Source organism: Salmonella sp. 3C (genome assembly GCF_025426275.1).
Classification (GTDB): Bacteria; Pseudomonadota; Gammaproteobacteria; order Enterobacterales; family Enterobacteriaceae; genus Salmonella; species Salmonella enterica.
In genome coordinates, this window is record NZ_CP104858.1 from 4,135,938 (window position 1) to 4,157,912 (window position 21,975).

At 47.2% G+C, this 21,975-nt stretch carries 19 protein-coding genes and 2 pseudogenes; 10 read left to right on the forward strand and 11 right to left on the reverse strand.

Going from position 1 to position 21,975, the window contains the following annotated elements; translation table 11 throughout:
• Window positions 1-53: 53 nt before the first annotated feature.
• The gene (locus N7E69_RS19985; protein ID WP_001137722.1) at window positions 54-353 is read right to left on the reverse strand and encodes a hypothetical protein; all 300 of its coding nucleotides are present in this window, start codon (window positions 351-353) and stop codon (window positions 54-56) included.
• On the opposite strand from N7E69_RS19985, the gene N7E69_RS19990 reads away from it, so the two are divergent.
• The gene (locus tag N7E69_RS19990; protein ID WP_001200680.1) at window positions 269-535 is read left to right on the forward strand and encodes a DUF333 domain-containing protein; all 267 of its coding nucleotides are present in this window, start codon (window positions 269-271) and stop codon (window positions 533-535) included. The two genes, N7E69_RS19985 and N7E69_RS19990, sit on opposite strands and share 85 nt — an antisense overlap.
• A gap of 43 nt (window positions 536-578) precedes the next feature.
• On the opposite strand, the gene hslJ is transcribed toward N7E69_RS19990, so the two are convergent.
• Together hslJ and ldhA are read right to left on the reverse strand one after the other, a co-directional pair.
• Window positions 579-989 carry a heat shock protein HslJ gene (gene hslJ / locus N7E69_RS19995; protein ID WP_000750315.1) on the reverse strand — a complete coding sequence of 137 codons (411 nt, stop codon included), beginning with the start codon at window positions 987-989 and terminating at the stop codon, window positions 579-581.
• Window positions 990-1,099: 110 nt separating this feature from the next.
• Window positions 1,100-2,089: a D-lactate dehydrogenase gene (ldhA, locus tag N7E69_RS20000; RefSeq protein WP_000762206.1), complete on the reverse strand. Its 990-nt coding sequence runs from the start codon at window positions 2,087-2,089 to the stop codon at window positions 1,100-1,102.
• Window positions 2,090-2,328: 239 nt separating this feature from the next.
• Between ldhA and N7E69_RS20005 the strand changes: the two genes are divergently transcribed.
• The 4 genes from N7E69_RS20005 to N7E69_RS20020 all read left to right on the forward strand — a co-directional run bounded on the left by N7E69_RS20005 (window position 2,329) and on the right by N7E69_RS20020 (window position 6,079).
• A complete protein-coding gene (locus tag N7E69_RS20005) occupies window positions 2,329-4,965 on the forward strand; it encodes a YdbH family protein (RefSeq protein WP_000677013.1) in 2,637 nt (878 codons plus the stop codon).
• Window positions 4,965-5,156 (forward strand): YnbE family lipoprotein, encoded by a 192-nt coding sequence (locus tag N7E69_RS20010; RefSeq protein WP_000784063.1) that lies wholly within the window; start codon window positions 4,965-4,967, stop codon window positions 5,154-5,156. Before N7E69_RS20005 ends, N7E69_RS20010 begins: the two co-directional genes overlap by 1 nt.
• A 7-nt stretch (window positions 5,157-5,163) precedes the next feature.
• Window positions 5,164-5,487 (forward strand): YdbL family protein, encoded by a 324-nt coding sequence (locus tag N7E69_RS20015; RefSeq protein WP_108610895.1) that lies wholly within the window; start codon window positions 5,164-5,166, stop codon window positions 5,485-5,487.
• Window positions 5,488-5,629: 142 nt separating this feature from the next.
• Window positions 5,630-6,079: a GFA family protein gene (locus tag N7E69_RS20020; RefSeq protein ID WP_001531579.1), complete on the forward strand. Its 450-nt coding sequence runs from the start codon at window positions 5,630-5,632 to the stop codon at window positions 6,077-6,079.
• Here N7E69_RS20020 and azoR read toward each other — a convergent pair.
• Window positions 6,076-6,681, reverse strand: a complete 606-nt coding sequence (gene azoR / locus N7E69_RS20025; protein ID WP_000048924.1) for an FMN-dependent NADH-azoreductase — start codon at window positions 6,679-6,681, stop codon at window positions 6,076-6,078. The genes N7E69_RS20020 and azoR overlap by 4 nt on opposite strands.
• 200 nt (window positions 6,682-6,881) lie before the next feature.
• Here azoR and hrpA point away from each other — a divergent pair, with 200 nt between their 5' ends.
• The 3 genes from hrpA to cybB all read left to right on the forward strand — a co-directional run bounded on the left by hrpA (window position 6,882) and on the right by cybB (window position 12,295).
• Window positions 6,882-10,784, forward strand: a complete 3,903-nt coding sequence (hrpA, locus tag N7E69_RS20030; RefSeq protein WP_001574290.1) for an ATP-dependent RNA helicase HrpA — start codon at window positions 6,882-6,884, stop codon at window positions 10,782-10,784.
• A gap of 63 nt (window positions 10,785-10,847) precedes the next feature.
• Entirely contained in the window at window positions 10,848-11,648 is an 801-nt protein-coding gene (locus tag N7E69_RS20035) for a YdcF family protein (RefSeq protein ID WP_001098507.1), read from the forward strand.
• Window positions 11,649-11,764: 116 nt separating this feature from the next.
• Window positions 11,765-12,295 (forward strand): cytochrome b561, encoded by a 531-nt coding sequence (gene cybB / locus N7E69_RS20040; RefSeq protein ID WP_000527280.1) that lies wholly within the window; start codon window positions 11,765-11,767, stop codon window positions 12,293-12,295.
• A 270-nt stretch (window positions 12,296-12,565) separates the two neighbouring features.
• Here the strand turns inward: cybB and N7E69_RS20045 are convergent, their stop codons facing one another.
• From N7E69_RS20045 to N7E69_RS20070, 6 genes and pseudogenes are all read right to left on the reverse strand, one after another.
• Window positions 12,566-13,228 carry a class I SAM-dependent methyltransferase gene (locus tag N7E69_RS20045; protein WP_000683309.1) on the reverse strand — a complete coding sequence of 221 codons (663 nt, stop codon included), beginning with the start codon at window positions 13,226-13,228 and terminating at the stop codon, window positions 12,566-12,568.
• A gap of 463 nt (window positions 13,229-13,691) precedes the next feature.
• Window positions 13,692-15,242 carry a glycosyltransferase family 39 protein gene (locus tag N7E69_RS20050; RefSeq protein WP_001574292.1) on the reverse strand — a complete coding sequence of 517 codons (1,551 nt, stop codon included), beginning with the start codon at window positions 15,240-15,242 and terminating at the stop codon, window positions 13,692-13,694.
• A gap of 136 nt (window positions 15,243-15,378) precedes the next feature.
• Window positions 15,379-16,059: an amino acid ABC transporter permease gene (locus N7E69_RS20055; RefSeq protein ID WP_000560166.1), complete on the reverse strand. Its 681-nt coding sequence runs from the start codon at window positions 16,057-16,059 to the stop codon at window positions 15,379-15,381.
• A complete protein-coding gene (locus N7E69_RS20060; protein WP_001196340.1) occupies window positions 16,056-16,787 on the reverse strand; it encodes an amino acid ABC transporter ATP-binding protein in 732 nt (243 codons plus the stop codon). Before N7E69_RS20060 ends, N7E69_RS20055 begins: the two co-directional genes overlap by 4 nt.
• A 24-nt stretch (window positions 16,788-16,811) precedes the next feature.
• On the reverse strand, window positions 16,812-17,459 hold the full coding sequence (locus N7E69_RS20065) for an amino acid ABC transporter permease (RefSeq protein ID WP_000094446.1): 648 nt from the start codon (window positions 17,457-17,459) through the stop codon (window positions 16,812-16,814).
• A 6-nt stretch (window positions 17,460-17,465) separates the two neighbouring features.
• Window positions 17,466-18,227: pseudogene (locus N7E69_RS20070) on the reverse strand (transporter substrate-binding domain-containing protein).
• A 906-nt stretch (window positions 18,228-19,133) separates the two neighbouring features.
• Here N7E69_RS20070 and N7E69_RS20075 point away from each other — a divergent pair.
• The gene (locus tag N7E69_RS20075; protein ID WP_000281195.1) at window positions 19,134-19,478 is read left to right on the forward strand and encodes a DUF1294 domain-containing protein; all 345 of its coding nucleotides are present in this window, start codon (window positions 19,134-19,136) and stop codon (window positions 19,476-19,478) included.
• A gap of 120 nt (window positions 19,479-19,598) precedes the next feature.
• Here the strand turns inward: N7E69_RS20075 and sseJ are convergent, their stop codons facing one another.
• The gene (gene sseJ / locus N7E69_RS20080; RefSeq protein ID WP_001131425.1) at window positions 19,599-20,825 is read right to left on the reverse strand and encodes an SPI-2 type III secretion system effector SseJ; all 1,227 of its coding nucleotides are present in this window, start codon (window positions 20,823-20,825) and stop codon (window positions 19,599-19,601) included.
• A 425-nt stretch (window positions 20,826-21,250) separates the two neighbouring features.
• Here sseJ and N7E69_RS20085 point away from each other — a divergent pair.
• A pseudogene (locus N7E69_RS20085) lies at window positions 21,251-21,966 on the forward strand (hypothetical protein).
• Window positions 21,967-21,975 lie beyond the last annotated feature (9 nt).

Genomic DNA, 21,975 nt, shown 5'->3' on the forward strand with positions numbered 1-21,975 from the left:
CCTTACATTGCGCAAAAAAGAGGGACACGCATAATCGTGAGCGCATCCTGTAGTTATCCTTTTATTTTAGCAAAGCCCTTCAAGCCCCATTTTCGCTTTTGTGTCCCTGGCGGGAGGAGAATGGCGATTTCTTGCCGAAAAGACGTAAAAAATTGCCAATAAATGTTAATGAAGCGCATAAATGCGCGCTTTGCCTCTCGACGCGTCAGTTTCTGCTGCCTATTATTTAGGGCGGTGTCGTTTGGATGAATAAACAGAGGGGAGAGAAATGCGCGCAGCGTTTTGGGTGGGATGTGCCGCGTTATTATTGTCGGCTTGCAGTAGCGAACCTGTTCAGCAGGCAACCGCGGCACATGTTTCGCCAGGGATGAAAGCGGCGATGTCCAGCGCCGGCGAAGCGAATTGCGCTATGATTGGCGGTTCGCTTTCAGCGGCCCGGCAGCTTGATGGTTCAGTAATTGGTATGTGCGCGCTACCCAACGGCAAACGTTGTAGCGAACAGTCGCTTGCCGCCGGAAGCTGCGGGAGTTATTAAGCGCGGCGTTTCGCCTGACGCGTATAACTTTTCACTTAATGGCTTAGTGCGCTAAATCCGCCAGTTTATACATTAGCGTTGTTTCTGCCGTCGCCAGCGTTAATTGGTTCGCGGTTAAATCGACCTGTGCGCCCTTGCTGAAGAGCTCGCTGAGGGGGCCGTCCAGCGCGTTAAGCTGTGGATCGGCGCACATCATTCGGGTCATCGCTAAATTTTTCACTTTTAATTCGCCGTCCGACAGTTTTCCTTCGCCGGTGAATTGATTGCACATTTTGCCGGATACCGTCATGTCCTCGCCAAAGCTGAGCTCCGGGCCGGTGACCGTTTTACCGTTTACGCTTTCCAGAACAAAGCGGTGGTGCTCCAGTTGCTCGCGTTTGACGGACACTTTTCCACTGCTCACACACCCTGTCATTATGATGCTCAGGGCGACCAGCGTGACGCTTTTCTTCATTGATATTCTCTGTAATCTGATAGTTAACACTGACTATAGTAATGATATGACCGGATAGATCTTCAGGGGTTATCCGAAAATGCTCCCCTGAGCGCAGGGGAGCGACAGGATTAGAACAGCGCGTTCGGGCAGGCTTCGCCCTTCTCAAGCTGGCTTAAGTTTTGTAACGTGGTTTCAGAGATGCTGATCAGCGCTTCTGCGGTCAGGAATGCCTGGTGCCCCGTAAACAGTACGTTATGGCAGGCCGACAGACGGCGGAAAACATCATCCTGGATAACATCGTTTGACTTATCTTCAAAGAACAGGTCGCGTTCGTTTTCATACACATCCATCCCCAGCGAGCCGATTTTCTGATTCTTCAGAGCTTCGATAGCCGCCTGGGAATCAATCAGCGCGCCACGACTGGTATTAATGACCATAACGCCATTTTTCATTTGGTCGAATGCCGCATGGTTCAGTAAATGGTAGTTTTCCGGCGTGAGCGGGCAGTGCAGGGAAATGACATCCGATTCGGCAAACAACGTTTGCAGATCCACATACTCGACGCCGAGATCAAGCGCGGCGGTGCTGGGATAGGGATCAAACGCCAGTAAACGCATTCCAAAGCCTTTCAGGATACGCAGCGCGGCGACGCCGATTTTACCGGTACCAATGACGCCAGCGGTTTTTCCGTGCATGGTAAAGCCGGTCAGTCCCTCAAGGGAAAAGTTAGCGTCGCGGGTGCGTTGATAAGCGCGGTGAATACGGCGGTTCAATGTCATCATCATGCCAATCGCATGTTCAGCGACGGCTTCCGGAGAATAAGCCGGTACGCGCACCACCTGCAAACCGAGCTCTTTTGCGGCATCCAGGTCGACATTATTAAATCCGGCGCAACGCAGCGCGATGTATTTCACGCCGTGTTTTTTCAGCTCTTCCAGTACCGGTCGGCTCCCGTCGTCATTCACGAAGATACAAACTGCTTCACATCCATTGGCGGTTTTCGCCGTTTTCTCGGTTAGCAGAAAATCAAAAAACTCCAGTTCAAAACCGAACGCTTCGTTCACTTGCTGTAGATATTTCTTGTCATACTGTTTGGTACTATAGACGGCGAGTTTCATATGACCTTCTCCAGTGATGTTTGAATCACACAAATATGCTTAAAATTATCTTACAAAAAATCAAAAATAATTGATAGTCATACATATAATGAATAATTTTAGGTTATCATTCTCCACAACGCCTCAAATAGCCGGAGGGCGCCCCTGCAACATGAACTATTAGGCTATGTGCGGGCAATCATGCCAAAATAAAGAGATAGCCGACTGAATTTTTCGTTAAATCAGGAAATTAATGGCCCATGAAGGGTAAATATAAAGCCGCCCTTGCGCTACTGTTACTGCTGATTCTTATCCCTCTGACGCTACTGATGACCCTCGGGCTGTGGGTTCCCACTCTGGCGGGAATTTGGCTACCCGTCGGTACCCGTATCGCTCTGGAACAAAGTCCACGCCTGACACGTCATGGGTTAGTGATTCCCGATCTTCGCTATCTGGTCAATGATTGTTCGTTAGCGCATATTACCCAGGCGGAACTGACGCATCCCAGCCGTTGGTTGCTGAATATTAAAAGCCTTAAACTGGATGCCGCATGCCTGGCGAAACTGCCCGCTACGGAAGCTTCTCCCGCCGCGCCGCGTACGCTGGCGCAGTGGCAGTCAATGCTGCCCAATACCTGGATTAACATCGATAATGTCATTCTCGCGCCCTGGCCGGAATGGCAGGGCAAGCTGGCGATCTCCATGACGCCGGTCATTCAGCAGATACGTTATCAGGGCGAAAAAGTAAAATTTCAAGGGCAGCTACGCGGTCAGGCATTGACGGTGAGCCAACTGGAGATCGCCGCGCTGGCCAACCAGCCTCCCGTTAGCCTGGCGGGGGAATTTGTGTTGCCGCTGGTACCGGATGGCCTGCCGGTCAGCGGTCATGCGGCAGCGACCTTGCGTCTGCCGCAGGAACCGTCGCTGGTGGATGCGGAACTGGAGTGGCGTGATAACGCCGGACAGCTCATCGTGATGGCGCGAGGTAATCCTGACCCGATTCTCGATCTCCCCTGGGCGGTAACGCGTCAGCGGCTTACCATCAGCGATGGCCGCTGGAACTGGCCATATCAGGGATTCCCCTTGAGCGGACGTCTGGCTTTTAATATCGATAACTGGCAAGCCGGGCCGGATAATGCGCAAGTCAGCGGACGCCTGAATATTCTGACCCAGGGCGATGCCGGTAAAGCGAACGCTGTACTGACTATCGGCCCGGGAAAACTCAGCATGGATAGCAGTGAGATGCCTCTACAGCTTACCGGCGAGGCTAAACAGAAGGATTTAATCTTTTATGCCGTATTGCCCGCTATGTTCCGCGGCAGTCTGGCCGATCCGCAGCTCACCTTTGCACCTGGCGCATTGCTACGCTCGCGCGGGCGGGTGATTGATGCGTTAGATATTGATGAAATTCGTTGGCCGCTGGCGGGCGTTAAGGTGACGCCGCGCGGCGTTGATGGCCGATTACAGGCTATTTTACGGGCGCACGAAAATGAGATGGGCGATTTCGTTCTTCATCTTGATGGCCTGGCCAATGATTTTCTCCCTGATGCTGGTCGCTGGCGGTGGCGCTATTGGGGGCAAGGAAGCTTTACGCCAATGCGCGCCCACTGGGATATTGCCGGACAGGGCGAATGGCATGATAACACCATCAGGTTGACCAGTTTGTCCACCGGTTTTGATCAGTTGCACTATGGCGCAATGACTGTCACATCGCCAAGACTGGCGCTGAATAAACCTATTGTCTGGGTTCGCGACGCCACAACGCCGTCGCTACAGGGCGCGCTGTCTCTGGTGGCGGGGAAAACCGTATTTACCAGTGGGAGCGTGCTGCCGCCTTCTACCCTTAATTTTAGCGTTGAAGGGCGAGAGCCAACCCTGTTCCAGTTTAAAGGCGACCTTCGGGCGGGGGCGATAGGGCCGGTACGGCTGAATGGGCGCTGGGATGGCGAACGCCTTCGTGGACAGGCCTGGTGGCCGAAGCAGTCGCTTATCGTTTTCCAGCCGTTGCTTCCACCGGACTGGAAAATGACGCTGCGCGAAGGCTCACTGTATGCGCAGGTGGCTTTTTCCGCCGCACAGGGGCAGGGGTTTGAAGCAGGTGGACACGGCGTGTTAAAAGGCGGCAGCGCCTGGATGCCGGATAACAAAATCAACGGCGTCGATTTCATTCTGCCATTTCGCTTCCACAACGGCGCGTGGCAATTGGGGACGCGCGGGCCCATCTCGCTGCGTATCGCCGGGATAGTTAACCAGGTCACGGCGAAAAATATCACCGCTGATTTACAGGGCGGTTATCCCTGGAGCGAGTCGAATCCATTACTGCTAAGCGATGTCAGCGTAGACGTGCTGGGCGGTCAAATCATTATGAAACAGTTGCGAATGCCGCAGCACGACCCGGCGCTTTTGCGGGTGCAAAATATTTCATCCAGCGAATTGATTAGCGCCATAAATCCAAAGCAATTCGCCATGTCTGGTCCGGTCAGCGGCGCGCTGCCGCTGTGGCTGAACAATGAAAAATGGATAATCAAAGATGGCTGGCTTACGAATCCTGGGCCAATGACGTTGCGTATCGATAAAGATACTGCGGATGCGGTGGTGAAGGATAATGTCACGGCAGGCTCGGCGATCAACTGGCTACGTTATATGGAGATTACGCATTCGTGGACGAAAATTAACGTTGATAACCTGGGCGTACTAACGATGCAGGCGGCTATTACCGGCAAAAGCCGGGTAGATGGTAAAACCGCGATCGTTAACTTGAACTATACCCATGAAGAAAATGTGTTTACGCTGTGGCGCAGTTTGCGTTTTGGCGACAATTTACAGGCATGGCTTGAACAAAATACAGCGTTGCCGCAACCTTCTTGCCGGAAAGACAAGGACTGTGAGGATAAATAATGAAAATGAGTATTGCCATGCTGTCAGCGCTTGCGTCATTTATCGTGGTGGGCTGCACGCCACGTATTGAAGTCGCCGCGCCGGAACAGCCGATTACCATCAACATGAATGTAAAGATCGAGCATGAAATACATATCAAAGTCGATAAAGATGTTGAAGAACTCCTGAAATCACGCAGCGATCTATTCTGAGGCCATAATGAAAAAGTATTTAATGCTATGGGTGCTGACGCTGAGCTTGCTCACACCTTCTGTGTGGGTCTTAACCCTGGACGAAGCGCGCACGCAGGGCCGGGTCGGGGAAACGCTGAATGGCTATCTGGTGGCCTTAAAGAATGATGCCGAAACCCAGAAACTGGTGCTTGATATTAATCATGCCCGCCGCGCCAGTTATCAGCAGTTAGCGGATAGCAATCATCTTCCCGTGGACGAGGTGGCGAAGATGGCAGGGCAAAAACTGGTTGAGCGCGCCAGGCCGGGAGAATATGTCCAGGGAATTAATGGCAAATGGATGCGTAAATAACCGCTTCCCGACAATTTTTTTACCGCAAAATGCATTTTTATATTGGTAATTTTTGAATACGGAGGTCGTATTTACATTAGGCGAACCGGAAGGCTATTTCTATACTGTCGACTGGTATCACTATTCGCGAGAGTAACCAGGTATGACGTCTGAAAAATTATCTGCTGCTTGCCATTGTGGCAGCGTCGTGTTTACCGTTCAACTTAGCGATGGCTTTCATACCGCCAGGCGCTGCAACTGTTCGTTTTGCCGGATGCGCGGAGCGGTGGCAGTGTCTGCGCCGCTATCGGGTATTAAAGTGCTAAAAGGGCAGGATAAGCTTACCGAATATCGCTTCAATACGGGCAAGGCGGTGCATTTTTTCTGTTCGGTATGCGGGATATATACTTTTCATCAGCGCCGATCCAATCCCGATCAATATGGGGTCAATGTGGCGTGCATCGAAAATGTGTCGCCTTTTGATTTCGCCTGCGTTGAAGTCAATGATGGGGTAACGCATCCCAGCGATGGCGGCAGTAGCGGCGTGGTAGGATATTTGCGCTACGAACCGGAGACGTTGCCTCCCGTCGAAACGGGAGGCAAAAATATTTAAGCGGCCACGACGCTGTCAATCGCGGCTTTTGCATCGGCCTGAGCTTTAGCCGCCACTTCCGGCCCGTAGGCGATGCCTTCGGCAAAGACAAAATTCACGTCGGTGATACCGATAAAACCAAGGAACACTTTCAGGTAAGGCGCAATCAAATCCGTCGGGGTGTCTTTATGGATACCGCCGCGGCTGGAGAGAACCACCGCGCGTTTACCGGTTACCAGACCTTCCGGGCCTTTTTCGGTATAGCGGAAAGTGATACCGGCGCGGGCAATCAGATCAAAGTAGTTTTTCAGCTGCGTCGGGATATTGAAATTGTACATCGGCGCCGCAATAACGATGACGTCGTGGGCTTTCAGTTCAGCAATGAGTTCATCAGACAGCGCCAGAGCGTCCTGCTGACGTGGCGTTAAAGGCGCATCGCCCGGACGCATCGCGCCCACCAGCTCGCCATCCAGCACCGGAACAGGGTTGGCCGCCAGATCGCGGACAGTAATTTCATCTGCGACGTGTTTTTCGCGCCATTGTTCAATAAAATAGTCAGTCAACTGACCAGACTGAGAGTACCCTGCCAGAATACTGGATTTAAGAACTAATACCTTGCTCATGGGTGTTTCCTTTTATGTGTTTGAAGGGGCGTGCCCCGTTGCTTGTTGACACTTTATTCACAAATATGTCGCAGGGATAGCGCAATATATCGAACCCTTTGTTCGAAATTATTGAACAACACAAAAAAAGCCCCAATGTGGTACTCTATACCTATCATTTAAAACGATTTTAAACAGGCAGAATGCTGCCCAAGAGCTTTATGACTGAACAATCTACGTTGACGCTTCAGGTGTTACAGCAGCGGCTGGATGCACTGATGCTGCGCGACAAACAGCGCTTTGCGCGCCGCCTGCATGGCGTAAAGAAAGTAAAAAATCCTGATGCGCAACAGGCCATTTTCCAGACGATGGCGAAAGAAATTGAACAGGCTGTGGCGCAAGTCGCCCTCCGTGAAGCGGCGCGCCCCTCAATCACTTATCCGCAAAATCTGCCTGTTAGCCAGAAGAAACAGGACATTCTGGAAGCGGTCCGCGATCATCAGGTAGTGATCGTAGCAGGGGAAACCGGTTCCGGTAAAACCACCCAGTTGCCGAAAATTTGTATGGAACTGGGACGTGGAATTAAAGGACTTATTGGTCATACTCAGCCGCGTCGCCTGGCGGCGCGCACCGTCGCTAACCGCATTGCCGAAGAGTTGCAAACGGAGCCAGGCGGCTGCATCGGCTATAAAGTTCGTTTCAGCGATCATGTCAGTAGCAACACCATGGTCAAACTGATGACGGACGGTATCCTGCTGGCGGAAATCCAGCAGGACAGACTATTGATGCAGTATGACACCATCATTATTGATGAAGCGCATGAACGCAGCCTGAATATTGACTTCTTGCTCGGCTATCTGAAAGAGCTTCTGCCGCGTCGCCCCGATCTGAAAGTGATTATTACCTCTGCGACCATCGACCCGGAACGCTTCTCGCGCCACTTTAATAACGCGCCGATTATCGAAGTCTCTGGCCGAACGTATCCCGTAGAAGTTCGTTATCGCCCCATCGTGGAAGAGGCTGACGACACTGAACGCGATCAGCTACAGGCAATTTTCGACGCTGTTGATGAACTGGGGCGTGAAAGTCCCGGCGATATCCTGATTTTTATGAGCGGAGAGCGGGAAATCCGCGATACCGCCGATGCCCTGAACAAGCTGAACTTACGGCATACCGAAGTGTTGCCGCTGTATGCACGCTTGTCGAACAGCGAACAGAACCGCGTTTTCCAGTCGCACAGCGGACGCCGTATCGTGCTGGCGACTAACGTGGCGGAAACCTCGCTGACGGTGCCGGGTATCAAGTATGTGATCGATCCTGGCACTGCGCGCATCAGCCGCTACAGCTACCGCACTAAAGTGCAGCGCCTGCCGATTGAACCGATCTCACAGGCTTCCGCCAATCAGCGTAAAGGGCGTTGCGGACGCGTATCGGAAGGGATTTGCATTCGTCTGTATTCGGAAGATGACTTTTTGTCACGTCCGGAATTTACCGACCCGGAAATTCTACGTACCAACCTGGCGTCGGTTATTTTGCAGATGACCGCACTGGGGCTGGGTGACATCGCCGCCTTCCCGTTTGTTGAAGCGCCGGATAAGCGCAATATTCAGGATGGCGTGCGTTTGTTGGAAGAGCTGGGGGCGATTACCGCCGACGAACAGCAAACGGCATATAAGCTGACGCCGCTGGGCCGACAATTATCCCAGTTGCCGGTCGACCCGCGCCTGGCGCGTATGGTTCTGGAAGCGCAAAAGCATGGCTGTGTGCGCGAAGCGATGATCATTACTTCCGCACTCTCTATTCAGGATCCGCGCGAGCGCCCAGTGGATAAGCAGCAGGCTTCCGATGAGAAACACCGGCGCTTTCATGATAAGGAATCCGATTTTCTGGCGTTTGTTAACCTGTGGAATTACCTCGGCGAGCAACAAAAGGCCCTGTCGTCGAATCAATTCCGCCGTCTGTGTCGCACCGACTATCTGAACTATTTACGCGTGCGTGAGTGGCAGGATATCTATACCCAACTGCGTCAGGTGGTAAAAGAGCTGGGGATTCCGGTAAACAGCGAACCCGCAGAGTACCGGGAAATTCACGTTGCGTTGTTAACGGGGCTGTTGTCGCATATCGGGATGAAAGATGCCGATAAACAAGAGTACACCGGAGCGCGTAACGCCCGATTCTCTATTTTCCCCGGATCCGGTTTATTCAAAAAACCGCCGAAATGGACAATGGTCGCAGAACTGGTGGAGACCAGCCGTTTGTGGGGGCGCATCGCTGCCCGCATTGAGCCAGAATGGGTGGAACCGGTAGCCCAGCACCTGATTAAACGTTCATATAGCGAACCGCACTGGGAGCGGGCGCAAGGCGCGGTGATGGCGACGGAAAAGGTTACTGTCTACGGTCTGCCGATTGTCGCCGCGCGCAAGGTGAATTACAGCCAGATTGACCCGGCGTTGTGTCGTGAGTTGTTTATCCGCCATGCGCTGGTGGAGGGGGACTGGCAAACCCGTCATGCCTTCTTCCGTGAGAATCTGAAATTGCGTGCGGAAGTCGAGGAACTTGAGCACAAATCTCGCCGCCGCGATATCCTGGTGGATGACGATACCCTGTTTGAGTTTTATGACCAGCGTATTAGCCATGACGTTATTTCCGCCCGCCACTTTGATAGTTGGTGGAAAAAAATCAGCCGCGAGACGCCGGATCTGCTCAACTTTGAAAAAAGTATGCTGATTAAAGAAGGCGCGGAAAAAATCAGCAAACTGGATTACCCGAATTTCTGGCACCAGGGCAATCTCAAGCTGCGTTTGAGCTATCAGTTTGAACCGGGCGCGGATGCTGACGGCGTGACCGTCCATATTCCGTTGCCGCTACTTAACCAGGTTGACGAGAGCGGTTTTGAATGGCAGATCCCGGGGCTGCGCCGTGAATTAGTGATTGCGCTGATTAAATCGTTGCCAAAACCGGTACGTCGCAACTTTGTTCCGGCGCCAAACTATGCTGAAGCGTTTTTGGGTCGCGTAACGCCGCTGGAGCTGCCGCTGCTGGACGCTCTGGAGCGTGAACTGCGCCGGATGACCGGCGTCACGGTCGACCGGGAAGACTGGCATTGGGATCAGGTGCCCGGGCATCTGAAAATCACGTTTCGCGTGGTGAATGACAAAAACAAGAAACTGCAGGAAGGGCGTTCGCTCGCCGAGCTTAAAAATGCGCTGAAAGGCAAAGTGCAGGAGACGCTCTCGGCGGTGGCGGATGACGGCATCGAGCAGAGCGGGCTGCATATCTGGAGTTTCGGCGAGCTGCCGGAAAGCTACGAACAGAAACGCGGTAATTATAAAGTGAAGGCGTGGCCAGCGTTAGTGGATGAGCGTGACAGCGTCGCTATCAAATTGTTTGATAATCCGCTGGAACAACAACAGGCGATGTGGTGCGGTTTACGCCGTCTGCTGTTGCTCAATATTCCTTCACCGATTAAGTATCTGCATGAGAAATTGCCGAATAAAGCCAAGCTGGGGCTGTACTTTAACCCGTACGGCAAAGTACTGGAGTTGATTGATGACTGTATCGCCTGCGGGGTAGATAAGCTGATAGATGCCAACGGCGGGCCGGTTTGGAGCGAAGCAGGTTTCACCGCGCTGCACGAAAAGGTACGCGCCGAGCTGAATGATACTGTGGTGGATATCGCGAAGCAGGTTGAGCGGATCCTGACGACCGTATTCAATATCAATAAGCGTCTGAAAGGGCGGGTGGATATGAGCATGGCGTTGGGGCTTTCCGATATCAAGGCGCAGATGAGCGGTCTGGTATACCGTGGTTTTGTGACTGGCAACGGCTTTAAACGTCTCGGCGATACGCTGCGTTATCTGCAGGCAATTGAAAAGCGGCTGGAGAAACTGGCTGTCGATCCGCACCGCGATCGGGCGCAAATGCTGAAAGTCGAAAGCGTCCAGCAGGCGTGGCAACAATGGATAAATAAATTGCCTCCAGCGCGTCGCGAAGATGATGATGTTAAAGAGATCCGTTGGATGATTGAAGAACTGCGTGTCAGTTATTTCGCCCAACAGCTCGGTACGCCTTATCCTATTTCCGATAAGCGTATTTTACAGGCCATGGATCAGATTACGGCCTAAAAAGCCAGGAGACGACGTCTTTCAAAGCGATCCGGTACAAGTTCGGAACAAAAAGGAGGAATTATGAATACAACGCCATTTCCGGCGCTCTCTGCGGAAACATTGCTGGCGGTGAATACCGTCGGACAGTGGCTGGCGCAAAATGATTTTTCCGGCGAACAACCTTATTCGTCGGATTGCGTCGTCCTGGCGGGCAATGCGGTGATCCCCACTATCGACGCGGCCTGTCGCATCGCCAAAGCGCAAGGCGTTCCTTTACTGATTAGCGGCGGTATAGGTCATTCGACGCCGTTTTTGTACGCCGTGATTGCCCGGCATCCGCGCTACCACACTATTCGCACAACCGGACGCGCTGAAGCCGCGATCCTCGCGGATATCGCGAACCAGTTCTGGCATATTCCGGCTGAGAAAATTTGGCTGGAAGATCGGTCAACTAATTGCGGCGAAAATGCCCGTTTCTCTTGCGCACTGATCCGTCAGGCGAAAGAAAACATTAACACGGCTATCGTTGTGCAAGACCCCACCATGCAGCGGCGCACTATCGCGGCATTCCGGCGCGTGACAAACGACGACACCGATGCGCCGCGCTGGCTGAGTTTTCCTGGTTTTGTTCCGGTACTGCGCCACCTTAACGGCGGTACACGTTTTGCCAACGTTGAAGAGGGCATCTGGACGGTGGAGCGTTATCTGTCTCTGATTGCCGGCGAGCTGCCACGTTTGCGTGACGATGAAACAGGGTATGGACCGCGCGGTAAAGATTTTATCATTCACGTTGATATCCCACGCGATATTGAAAACGCATGGCAGGTATTGCAGGCAGATACGACGCTGCGCAGTGCGTTAGAACAGAGAGCGTTACGCTAAAAATCGCCCGTTTGCGAGGGTGAACGGGCAAGTGCGACCACCATCTCATAAATTTGATGAATTATTTATAAAAGCTGGTTATGTTGTCGCTTTACGGTTTTCATTCAGGACGCGCTATGGGCAATAAGTATTCCGGCCTGCAAATTGGTATTCACTGGTTAGTCTTTTTTCTGGTTATTGTGGCTTACGCCGCGATGGAACTGCGCGGTTTTGCGCCGCGTAGTTATCGGCCCTGGTTTAATATGACGCATGTTTCATGTGGTATCACTATTTTGCTTTTAATGGTGGCGCGCTTGATTATTCGGCTGAAATATCCCACGCCGCCCATTGTTCCTCGTCCAAAACCGATGATGACCGGAATGGCGCATTTAGGACATCTGGTGATTTACCTGTTATTTATCGTGCTGCCTGTTATTGGTCTGGTCATGATGTATAACCGCGGCAATCCCTGGGTCGCATTTGGCATTACTATGCCGCATGCCGCCGAAGCTAACTTTGAACGCGTAGATATGCTGAAATCCTGGCACGTCACGCTGGCGAATCTGGGCTATTTTGTTATTGGACTTCATGCCATCGCTGCTTTGATGCATCACTATTTCTGGAAAGACAATACGCTGTTACGGATGATGCCGCGTAAGCGTAACTGACCGTCCTGTATGACGTTTGCTACAGGCGGGGTTAACTGCTTTAGGCAAACAAGGCATCTATCAGAGGGGATGGCGTATTCCATACAGAAAACGCCTGCGTCTAACCAGGACCCGTGACGCAGGCGAAGGAGGACGGGTCTACATCGGAAGCGGGTATTATACTTATTTGTATGACAAATAAAATAAACAATTACTATTCCGTAATCCAATGTTTAATCAACGGGTTAAACCCACATGATCGCGCTGCCGACCGCCCGGAAGTGCCTACACTTACAATGAACGTGGCATAGTGGCGGAAAATAGCGCAACGGCGCCATGTTGCTCCAAAGTCACCTTAGCGAAATGTTCGTCCAACACGCTGCGTAACGTATCGGCTGAATCATTGGTATTACTGAATATTCCTTTCTTGTTATAAACAGCCATTAATTTCTTACCAAAAGCATTGTGAGGAACCTCTTTGCCCAGAATCGTGGCGCCAAAAAGTGTGCCGCCGGGTTTAAGCGCCATACCGGCATTTTTAATTGCCTTCGCTTTTGTTGTCATCTCACCGGGTAAGCAGTGCAGAAGATAGTACATCGAAACGGAATCGAAGCGCCCGTGCCAGTCCGCCGGGAACGTGTCGAAAACATCGTGTTGTAGTGTGGCGCGGATTTTCGTATTACCCACTCGGCTGGCGGCTATTTTCAGGCTATCCGGATTTAAATCCATCAGCGAAATGGCATGAGTCGCAGGTGCATGTTTCAGGTAATAACCTGTACCTACGCCAATATCCAGGTGAGTCTCGCCCATGTGATGCAGGAAGAAAGGAAGTAGTCGCGTATCAGTAGGACACTTCCATGCATATTTGTTTGAGATATTGAGTACCCACCAGTCATATAAGCTAAGCGTGAATGGGTTATAGACTTTTGCGCCTGATTGTTGTGTATGCTTCATTGTTCTCTCACTAAATAATTTCGCGCTGGAATTAAAACAACGAAGCAATCGTTAGGCAAGCATTAATCAGGTGAGTGAGTAATTTAATGCGATGAATAAAGGAGATATTATGAATTAAGCGGCTATCTTAAAGAATATAGAGGATAATAATAGCTGATAAATGAATTGAACAGTCATATTATTATAAGCTGATAATTAATAATCGTTGATGTACGCGTATTAAGCCCTTTGATAATAACAATGCAATTAAATGCAGGAAGAACAATATTTATTCAAACACATAAAGCGATTATTGCACATTAATTGATATTTTAAATGTTACGCTGAGATAGCCATCTTTATTTAATATCACCTACCTGGAGGCGATATGATTGAGGTTTTTGAAGCGTTTGGCTGGACCTTACTTTTAGGCGGTCTGGCAGTGGCAGTACTGTTTATCACTGCACTGGATAAAAAACGGTAATCATTGCATTTGACGCGCCTGTTGAGTCGGTATTACAAATAACTGTACCTGAAATCTACCACTTCTGAAGTTTGCGATATTTTGCCATTCTGACGGCAAGGGATAATCCTGACTAAAGTTACCGCCGCTTACCAACCAGACACGATGGTAACTTTTTGAAAGCGTTGTCAGAGTATCAATATATGTCTGATCGGCTTGCGCATAAAACAGTGAACCAAAGCCATAGGCATTCGGTCTGCCTGATGTTCCATGAGCGTTAGGCGGTGTATAAAGAAACGTACGATAATCTCGCTTATTACAATACACATAACTTAAATAATCGAACATTTTACTGACTACCACGGCATCATTAGGCTGGTGACGGGTATTAATATAGTTTACCAGTGGTTTAAACTCGTCTATGTGCTCAGGGTTATTATGATATGAACCATAGCCGAATAATAAGGTGAATAAGATAAACCAGAAGCCACAAACCGCTTTTTTTGCGCGGGTAAGTAATACCGCGAGCAGGGGAGGAATGCTCAGCGATGAGAAGAAGAAATAACGATCGATAAATAACGGCATCCACCAGGAAATGATTAAGACCAGCATTACAGGGATGACCAGATTACAAAATAATATCAGCTGATATCTTTCATATTCTCCGTTGCATAAAGATATTCGCCCCACAGTACCGATAAAACCTCCCACAGCCAGCCACAGAATGAACGACGGAAAACCCTGTCCGTTGTTTCCGGTAAAAAAATGCCAATACATCGCAGGCAGGTCACGCCATGTTACGGGGGGAATCCAACCGATATTATTACCGGCTCTCAACTGCGCCAGATGAGTCAGTAAATTAAACAATACGGGCAACCAGGGGAGATAAGCGACAGCAATCGCCAGGTTAGCAAACCACCAGCCAGGAAGTTTAAGGTAGCAGGCCGTTTTATGGCTTTGGCAGGATAATATTGTTACTGCGATCCAGTGGGCAATAAGTGTAAATAGGGTGAAATAATGGGTGTAAAAGCTGAACGTCATAAGTAAAGCATACGCGATAAGATAGCGATTATGGGTGGGTGTTTTTATCCACATCATCAATGCTAACGCGGCAGCGAGCGTTAGCATTCCCATTAACGCGTACATGCGCGTTTCTTGACTGTAATGAACTGCCATCGGCATCAGGGCGGCGAACCATCCCGCCAATAAGGCTGTACGTTCATTTGCCAGCCATCGCGTAAGCGCGATAACCAGCACAACTGTCAGGATCCCAAAGAGTAGACTGAGAGAGCGTACCGCTGCAATGCTATCACCCAATAATATGATCCAGTCATGCAGTAACAGATAATAAAGCGGGGGATGCACGTCAAAAGCGGTATGGAATAGCAGATTATCTACGCTATGTCGACTAATCAGCACGCTGGACGCTTCGTCACACCAAAGGTAGCGGTCAGTTAAAAACAGCAACCGTATAAGGACGGAGAATATGACAATGAGACAAACATGATATTTATACTTTATTTTTCTTAACCCATCGCCGGGCTGCCATATTGATAGTTGTGGTAGCGCCATAATATCCTCAATGGAGTAAGACTTAGACCAGAATGGACACCTAACGCAATAATGAAGGTTAAAATCTTAACCAACACTAAATAAAAATAACTTTGATAATGTCAGTGGTGAATTAATCAGAATAGTGCAGTGCAACTCAGTAACCCTGACCGTAATGGCGAAGCAGTCTATGCTCTAAAAACCGGGTCAAACCGACGATAAAGGTAACGCCAATAAGATACACTATGGCGGCAAAAAGGTAAGCATGGAAGAATTTAAAGCTGGTTGCAGCAACCTCCTGAATTCGCGCGAAAAACTCAGTATATTGGATAAGAAAAACGATGGTGCTGTCTTTAAGGTTATTAATCACCTGATTCGTTAAGGCTGGAATGGAAGACAGCAATACCTGAGGCAGTATAATCCACAAAAAGACCTGCCGTTTGTTCAACCCCTGAACGACTGCTGCCTCCGTTTCATACTTATTCAATGCGTTATAGGCCGTTGTCATGTACGCGGCATTATATGCGCCGACATTCAAGGTAAAACCTGTAACCGCCACGGTAAAAGAGGACAGGTGAATGCCAGATTGAGGTAAACCATAATAGATAACAAATAGAATAAGAATGAGTGGCGTACCGATAAAGAAATCCATGTACAGTCGAGTTATGGCTTTTACCACGGGGCGATGGCTCAGGCTCAGAAAGAAAATAATAATTCCCCACAAAAAACCGGTGATGGAAACAATCAGCGCAAGTTTACAGGTTTCTTTAATACCGTCCACAACAAGTGGCAGTTGTTCAGTCAGGTCATTAAAGAAGAGAGACCAGCCAGCGATCATCGTTGTGCCTCGCTAAAAAAACAGTGGATATCTGGATCCGTTTCTCGTAAGGCAAGATCGGTAAAAGCGCCTTCTGCACGAATCTTGCCATGATTAAGAAACGTTACGTTATCGCTTAGTAATCTGGCGAGGCGAATATCATGAGTGACGCATAATATAGTGACGCCATTGTCGTGAAGTTGCTTGATCAACATTCCGACTTCACGAGTCATGAGCGGATCAAGCGCAGACGTCGGCTCATCAAAAATAATGAGTTCTGGGTCGGTGACCATTGTACGGGCCAGGGCGACGCGCTGTTGCTGGCCGCCCGATAATTGCGAAGGGTATTTCGCGCTATGCGAGGCCATATCAAGTTTTTGTAGCTCATGTAAGGCTTTCTCCCGGGCTAGTTGTCCCGGCATGCCAAACACTTTACATAGGGCAAGGGTAATATTATCCATGACGTTAAGATGGCGATACAAAGCGTAATTCTGGAAGACACAACCAACTTTTTTTCTGAACTCAAGAATAGTAAATTCTTTGTCGTAAATATTTTTCCCGTGAAAATAAATATTGCCATAATCAGGTTCTTCTAATCGAAGCAGACAGCGTAAAAGCGTCGTTTTTCCACAACCTGATGGCCCCATGACTACTTTCATGTCTCCCGATTGAATTTTCAGACTAACCGTATCAAGAACCTTTTTTCCTGAATATTCCTTACTTATCTCTTTTAGTTTCAGTAAAGCCATGAGTATCACCTCTATTTTTATGGTTCAACTGATGCGATATTTTTTCTCAAACACTCCGGCCAGAAGAGTAAAAACTTTATAAATAATGAAATATAATACCCCGGCAAGAGTATAGATCTGTAACCCGTTCAGCGTGATGGCTGTCAGTGACATTGCCTGCTTCGTTATTTCAGCGATACCTACAGTATAAGCAAAGGGCGTCGCTTTTAATACAGAAGAAAACTCATTGATAATACCGGGCACAGAAAATCGCAACATCTGTGGCAGTTCAATATTTATTATAACCTGTAATTGACGCATTCCTGCTACTTTCGCTACCGTAATTTCGTATGGCTCAACTAATTTAAGCGCCCCTCTGAACACCTCGGCAAGATAGCTCCCACTGATTAAGCCGACGCTGAGGTTCATGGCCACCAGAGGTGAAACATATATGCCAATCGATGGCAATCCAAAATAAACAAGAAAAACAGCAATAAGTATTGGAATTCCCCGAAGAATAAAGACCAGTACGTCGAGTATCTTCTGTAGTGGAAGGGGGGATAGTCGCCGTAATACGGCGACTGTAAGCCCGAACAAAAACGCTGAGAGAAAACAGGTAAATGTTACAAGCAGCGTATTACCAATCCCTTCCAATAGGAAATAAAAGATAGCCAGCATATTACCTGATGACATAGCTTACTATTTCATCCAGCTATCGACAATGCCAGATATTTTTTGTGGCCCTTGCTCTTTAAGCCATAAGTTGAAATCATCGCGCACGGGAGAGCCTTTCTTAAAGGCAATGCCAAGCTGATCAACATTCTTGAAAACATAACGGCTTTCTATCGGCATCTTTTTCTTATTTTTGAAGGTAAAATAAACCGGCTCTTCTATAAAAGCCAGATCAAGATTGCCATTTTTTAGATCAGCCATCGTCTCATTATAGGTTGGATACAATTTTACTTTACTTAACGAGTAGTATCCTTTGGGCTCCAGATCGTTTTTGATAAGGTCGGAGTAAGCCATTCCTCGAGGATATCCAATAGAATATTGATTTAATTCATTGAGGTTATTGAGCGTTATTTTATGATTGGCCATACTGACCAGATAAAAAGAGTTGATGTAATAAGGTTCAGAGAAATCAATAACTTTCTTACGTTTATCTGTGATTGAAATTCCCGAAAATGCTACATCTGCCTGACCACTCGCCACTGCGCCAAGCATTCCATCCTAGGCATATTCGGTGATGTTTAGCTTACAATGCCGTGACTGACAGTAAGACGAAAAAAGCTCCAGATCTATCCCCTGCAATTTGCCATCAGCACTTTTAAATAACATAGGGGGAGAGGCTGGTGATACTGCGACATTGAGTGTTCTCCCTTCAACGATGCTATCAGCAAACGCTGAAGACGACATTATTCCCAACACTATCATCGATAAGCCAAATTTTTTGGATAACATGCTATCTATTTCCTGTAGTAAGGTAATGCGTATTATAAATTAAGCATTAGGGCGTGAGCCTGACATTTGCAGGCGTAAAGTACTTAACGTTATGTATTCCATCGCTGTTAACTAATTTAATCAGGAGGTTTGACAGGAATCATCAAAGGGAATGGATTGAATATACCATGAGATATCAACTGGATATGAGTGCAGCGACACCATGAAAGGTGAAAATGTAAAGATACCATAGACATTAGTATACTGGACATAGTTTATGCTCCATTTACGCATACATATTTACATGATAAGCAGATAAATGCTTCAATGACGGTGCCTTTCATGTCTCTAATTATCATCTTACCACTCTATCCAGGGCCAATATAAAGACTTATCTTTTCTTGTCAAATACATTTTTTGAGCTAAGTTGATTTGCGTGCTATCTATATTTGCAAGCATATAAATTATTTGTCTCATGAACAAACGACAACAAATCAGGATTTCTGACGATGTTGTTATGTTTATCAAAACGTTAACTTGTTTTAATCGATGATAATCTTAATTCAGAAATATCTGAATATATACGGTTGTTGAGATAAAATTCTCAAATTAACATCGTACATCTTATGTAATAAATATAAATACGATTAATAAATCCAAAACTGAGACTGCCAACCGGATAACAAACAGCAATAAAGAGGGTTCTTCATTAAGTTATCCTGGCAACGGTTAAGGTGGTAACATTTTCGGTGGCTTTACCCATTTTAATCGTGTTCACAGCCGTTAATTACCTTATGATTACCATGGTAATTAAAAATGAATCCTTAATGACTCGTTGGCTGAGTGAAAAAAATTCTACATCACATAGGCGCATGTATCGCGTATAATGGGCTCCGATGCCCCTAATTATTGCTATGACATAATGATATGTATCTTAACCGCTTTTGTTATTTACTCCGGATCTTCGCTGCGGTCGGAAGCATTTTTACATCGCATCCCGTCGCGATGTGGTTCCTGCTCGCCAATGTGCTAACGCTGGCGATCTACGGTATAGACAAAACGGCGGCACGTAAAACCTGGCGCAGAGTGCCGGAATCCACTTTGTTGGTGTTTGGGGTTGTCGGTGGGTGGCCTGGGGCGATTGTTGGTCAACAACTCTTCCGTCATAAAACGCAAAAGCAGCCATTCAAAACATACTTTATCGTCAGTGTGATAGTGAGTATTGTAGTTACGGTGGCGATTTATCGACTCTATCCATTTTTGTCTTACTGAACATAGACTATGTATCACTTATTGACCAATCGGCAGCAAAGATAGCATCATATTTTCATGCCACCGGCACTATGATATTGAGTTGTGTTTTGCTCAAGGCGTACCGCAGCCGATGGAACTTTATTCAGTGGAATAATGATGAGCTATAAAACTTTCTAACATTATGGCAAAACAATGATGGACTTCCTGGGTTGGATGGACAAGGTCGTTGAAGACGTATTGCGGACATATATCTAGCTGAGGGTCTTTAGCCCCGGGAACATGTACATAGCCGTGGTGAGTATAAGGGTTTTCCGTATCATAACCAATATTACTGGCCGCCTCCATTATCACCTTAAATGCATCGGCAGTCTCGTAATAGCATATTTTATGCTGGGGGTATTTTTCTTTTAATTCTTCAACATTAGTTTTTAACAGGGCATTGTGAGCGATGCTTTCATCCTTAAGCTTTCTTTTTTCATCAGAATGTTTGCCATAAGGTGTTAAAGACAAATCGGGAATCCCCATGACCAGAACATTATTAACTCCACCGGAAATTATTTTTTCAATATCATCAATTTGTTGCTCAACGACCATTATTACATTATCTTTGTGTAGTGTCATATAGTCATTAGCCCCCAATAAAAATATCGCCAGGTCCTGGTGAGAAGGGGTGTAAGATGCGACTTGTCTGTCCGTATTTGATACAAAGTCACCGATGCAATTAAAGCAGGAATAGCTTGCCGATGTACTTCCCCCTTCAGCAAAATTAAGCATCTCTTTACCTAAGAAGTGTGGAGATGATAAAAACTCAGTCCAGGTAAATCCATTAGTAAACCTTCCGCCAAAGTATTGACCATAGGAGGGTAAGATATGATGTGTTTTTTCAAACATACGCCCTAAGGAGTCAGACAAGCTGTCGCCAAAAAATACCAGTCTGGTAATATCACCCAAAGAAATATTTTTGGGCTTGGGATGTGATTTATTGATTTCTTTGGCAAGACCAAAAGCTTCCGGATGACATTCAACCTCAATAGATAAAATATTGTCACCATTATCATCTTTAATAATCAACTTATCGGCGTGTTCCTGTGATTCTATAATAAACTGTTCTTTACATCCCTGAGACGCTAAGGCTCGAAGTTTGATGTAGGCTCCGCGAACCTGTACCGGTGTTAGATTCAGTTCCTGATGGTGGTAAAGATTAAAGATACATTCGAGCGCCTCTGCATGGTGGGTGGTAAAGAAATATGCTTTGATTTTCTCCCATAAACTTAATTCCGGAAGGCGTGCGCTTTCTTTTATCGCATTAAATTTTTCAGAACTGATAGATGATGTGAAATAACCCTGTCCAACACTCAATGGCATAGTGTCCTCCTTACTTTATTAAACACGCTTTAGCAAATAATTAATTAGCAAATATTAGCAAGAAAAGTAATCAGGTAAATGGTGTATATGGAATTACGCTTCTTTAACAGTTTTTCGTCGCCAATAAAATACATACAATGTTTATTGTTTTTCAACGAAGTAAATATATCATCAACAACGTGAGGTTAATACCTGGTACATATTATCTGACTGCTATCATTATTGAGTGTGCGCCTGGCTAAGGCAAAGATCTAAAAAAGAAGCCACTCCTGATTTTAGTGTGCTGGCGTGAGTATGAGCTGGCTTGATACTCAGGAAAAACAGACAAACTTATCATCCGACTATTATTGCTAAAGTGCTAGTGTTTTATGTGACATTTTGATTTCTATTTTCATATTAAATATTTCTTAAGTGAGTTAACTATAATGAATGATGATTCAATTATTAAAAACTCTTCGATGCTTTTGGCCTATTTAGGTGGTTTGGGATGGGGAAGCGCCTATTTTTATGGCTGGGGCGTCTCCGCGTACTATGGTTTCCCGTGGTGGTATGTAGGCGTCGGCCCTGACAACATTGCCCGAAGTCTATTCCATGCGATTAGCCTGATGGCTATATTCATAATAGCGTGGGGAGTGGGTATTCTATTATTTTTTCTAGTAAAGCAAAAAGCACGTATCCACGACCTTAGCTTTTTACGTCTTTTTTTGGCAGCGGTTTTGTTCTTTATTCCAATTGTTATCGAGTTTTCTCTCTTAACAGAATCGTTTTTGTGGGAGCTTTTTTTATCATTTTACTGGTGGCTTTATGCTTATCGGTGGGGATGCGTTTTTATAGTAAATTGATGCCAGTGATTTGTTTTACGCAACTCAGTTGGGTGCGAAGGCATTGTTTCACTATAGTTATGCTTGGTTTTATTATATATTTTTTTATATTTTCTTTTTTTGTTGGAATCTATAAACCACAATTAAAGAAAGAATACGAAATGATATTGTATGATGGAGGCTGGTACTACGTCCTGGCCAGATATCATGATAGTTTTATTTTGTCGAAATCCTTTACTAAAAATAACAATAGATTTATTATTTTTAGACCAGAAGATGGGCACTCTTATGAAATTACTCTGGTAAAAGTCAGGCTTTAATAAAATGCT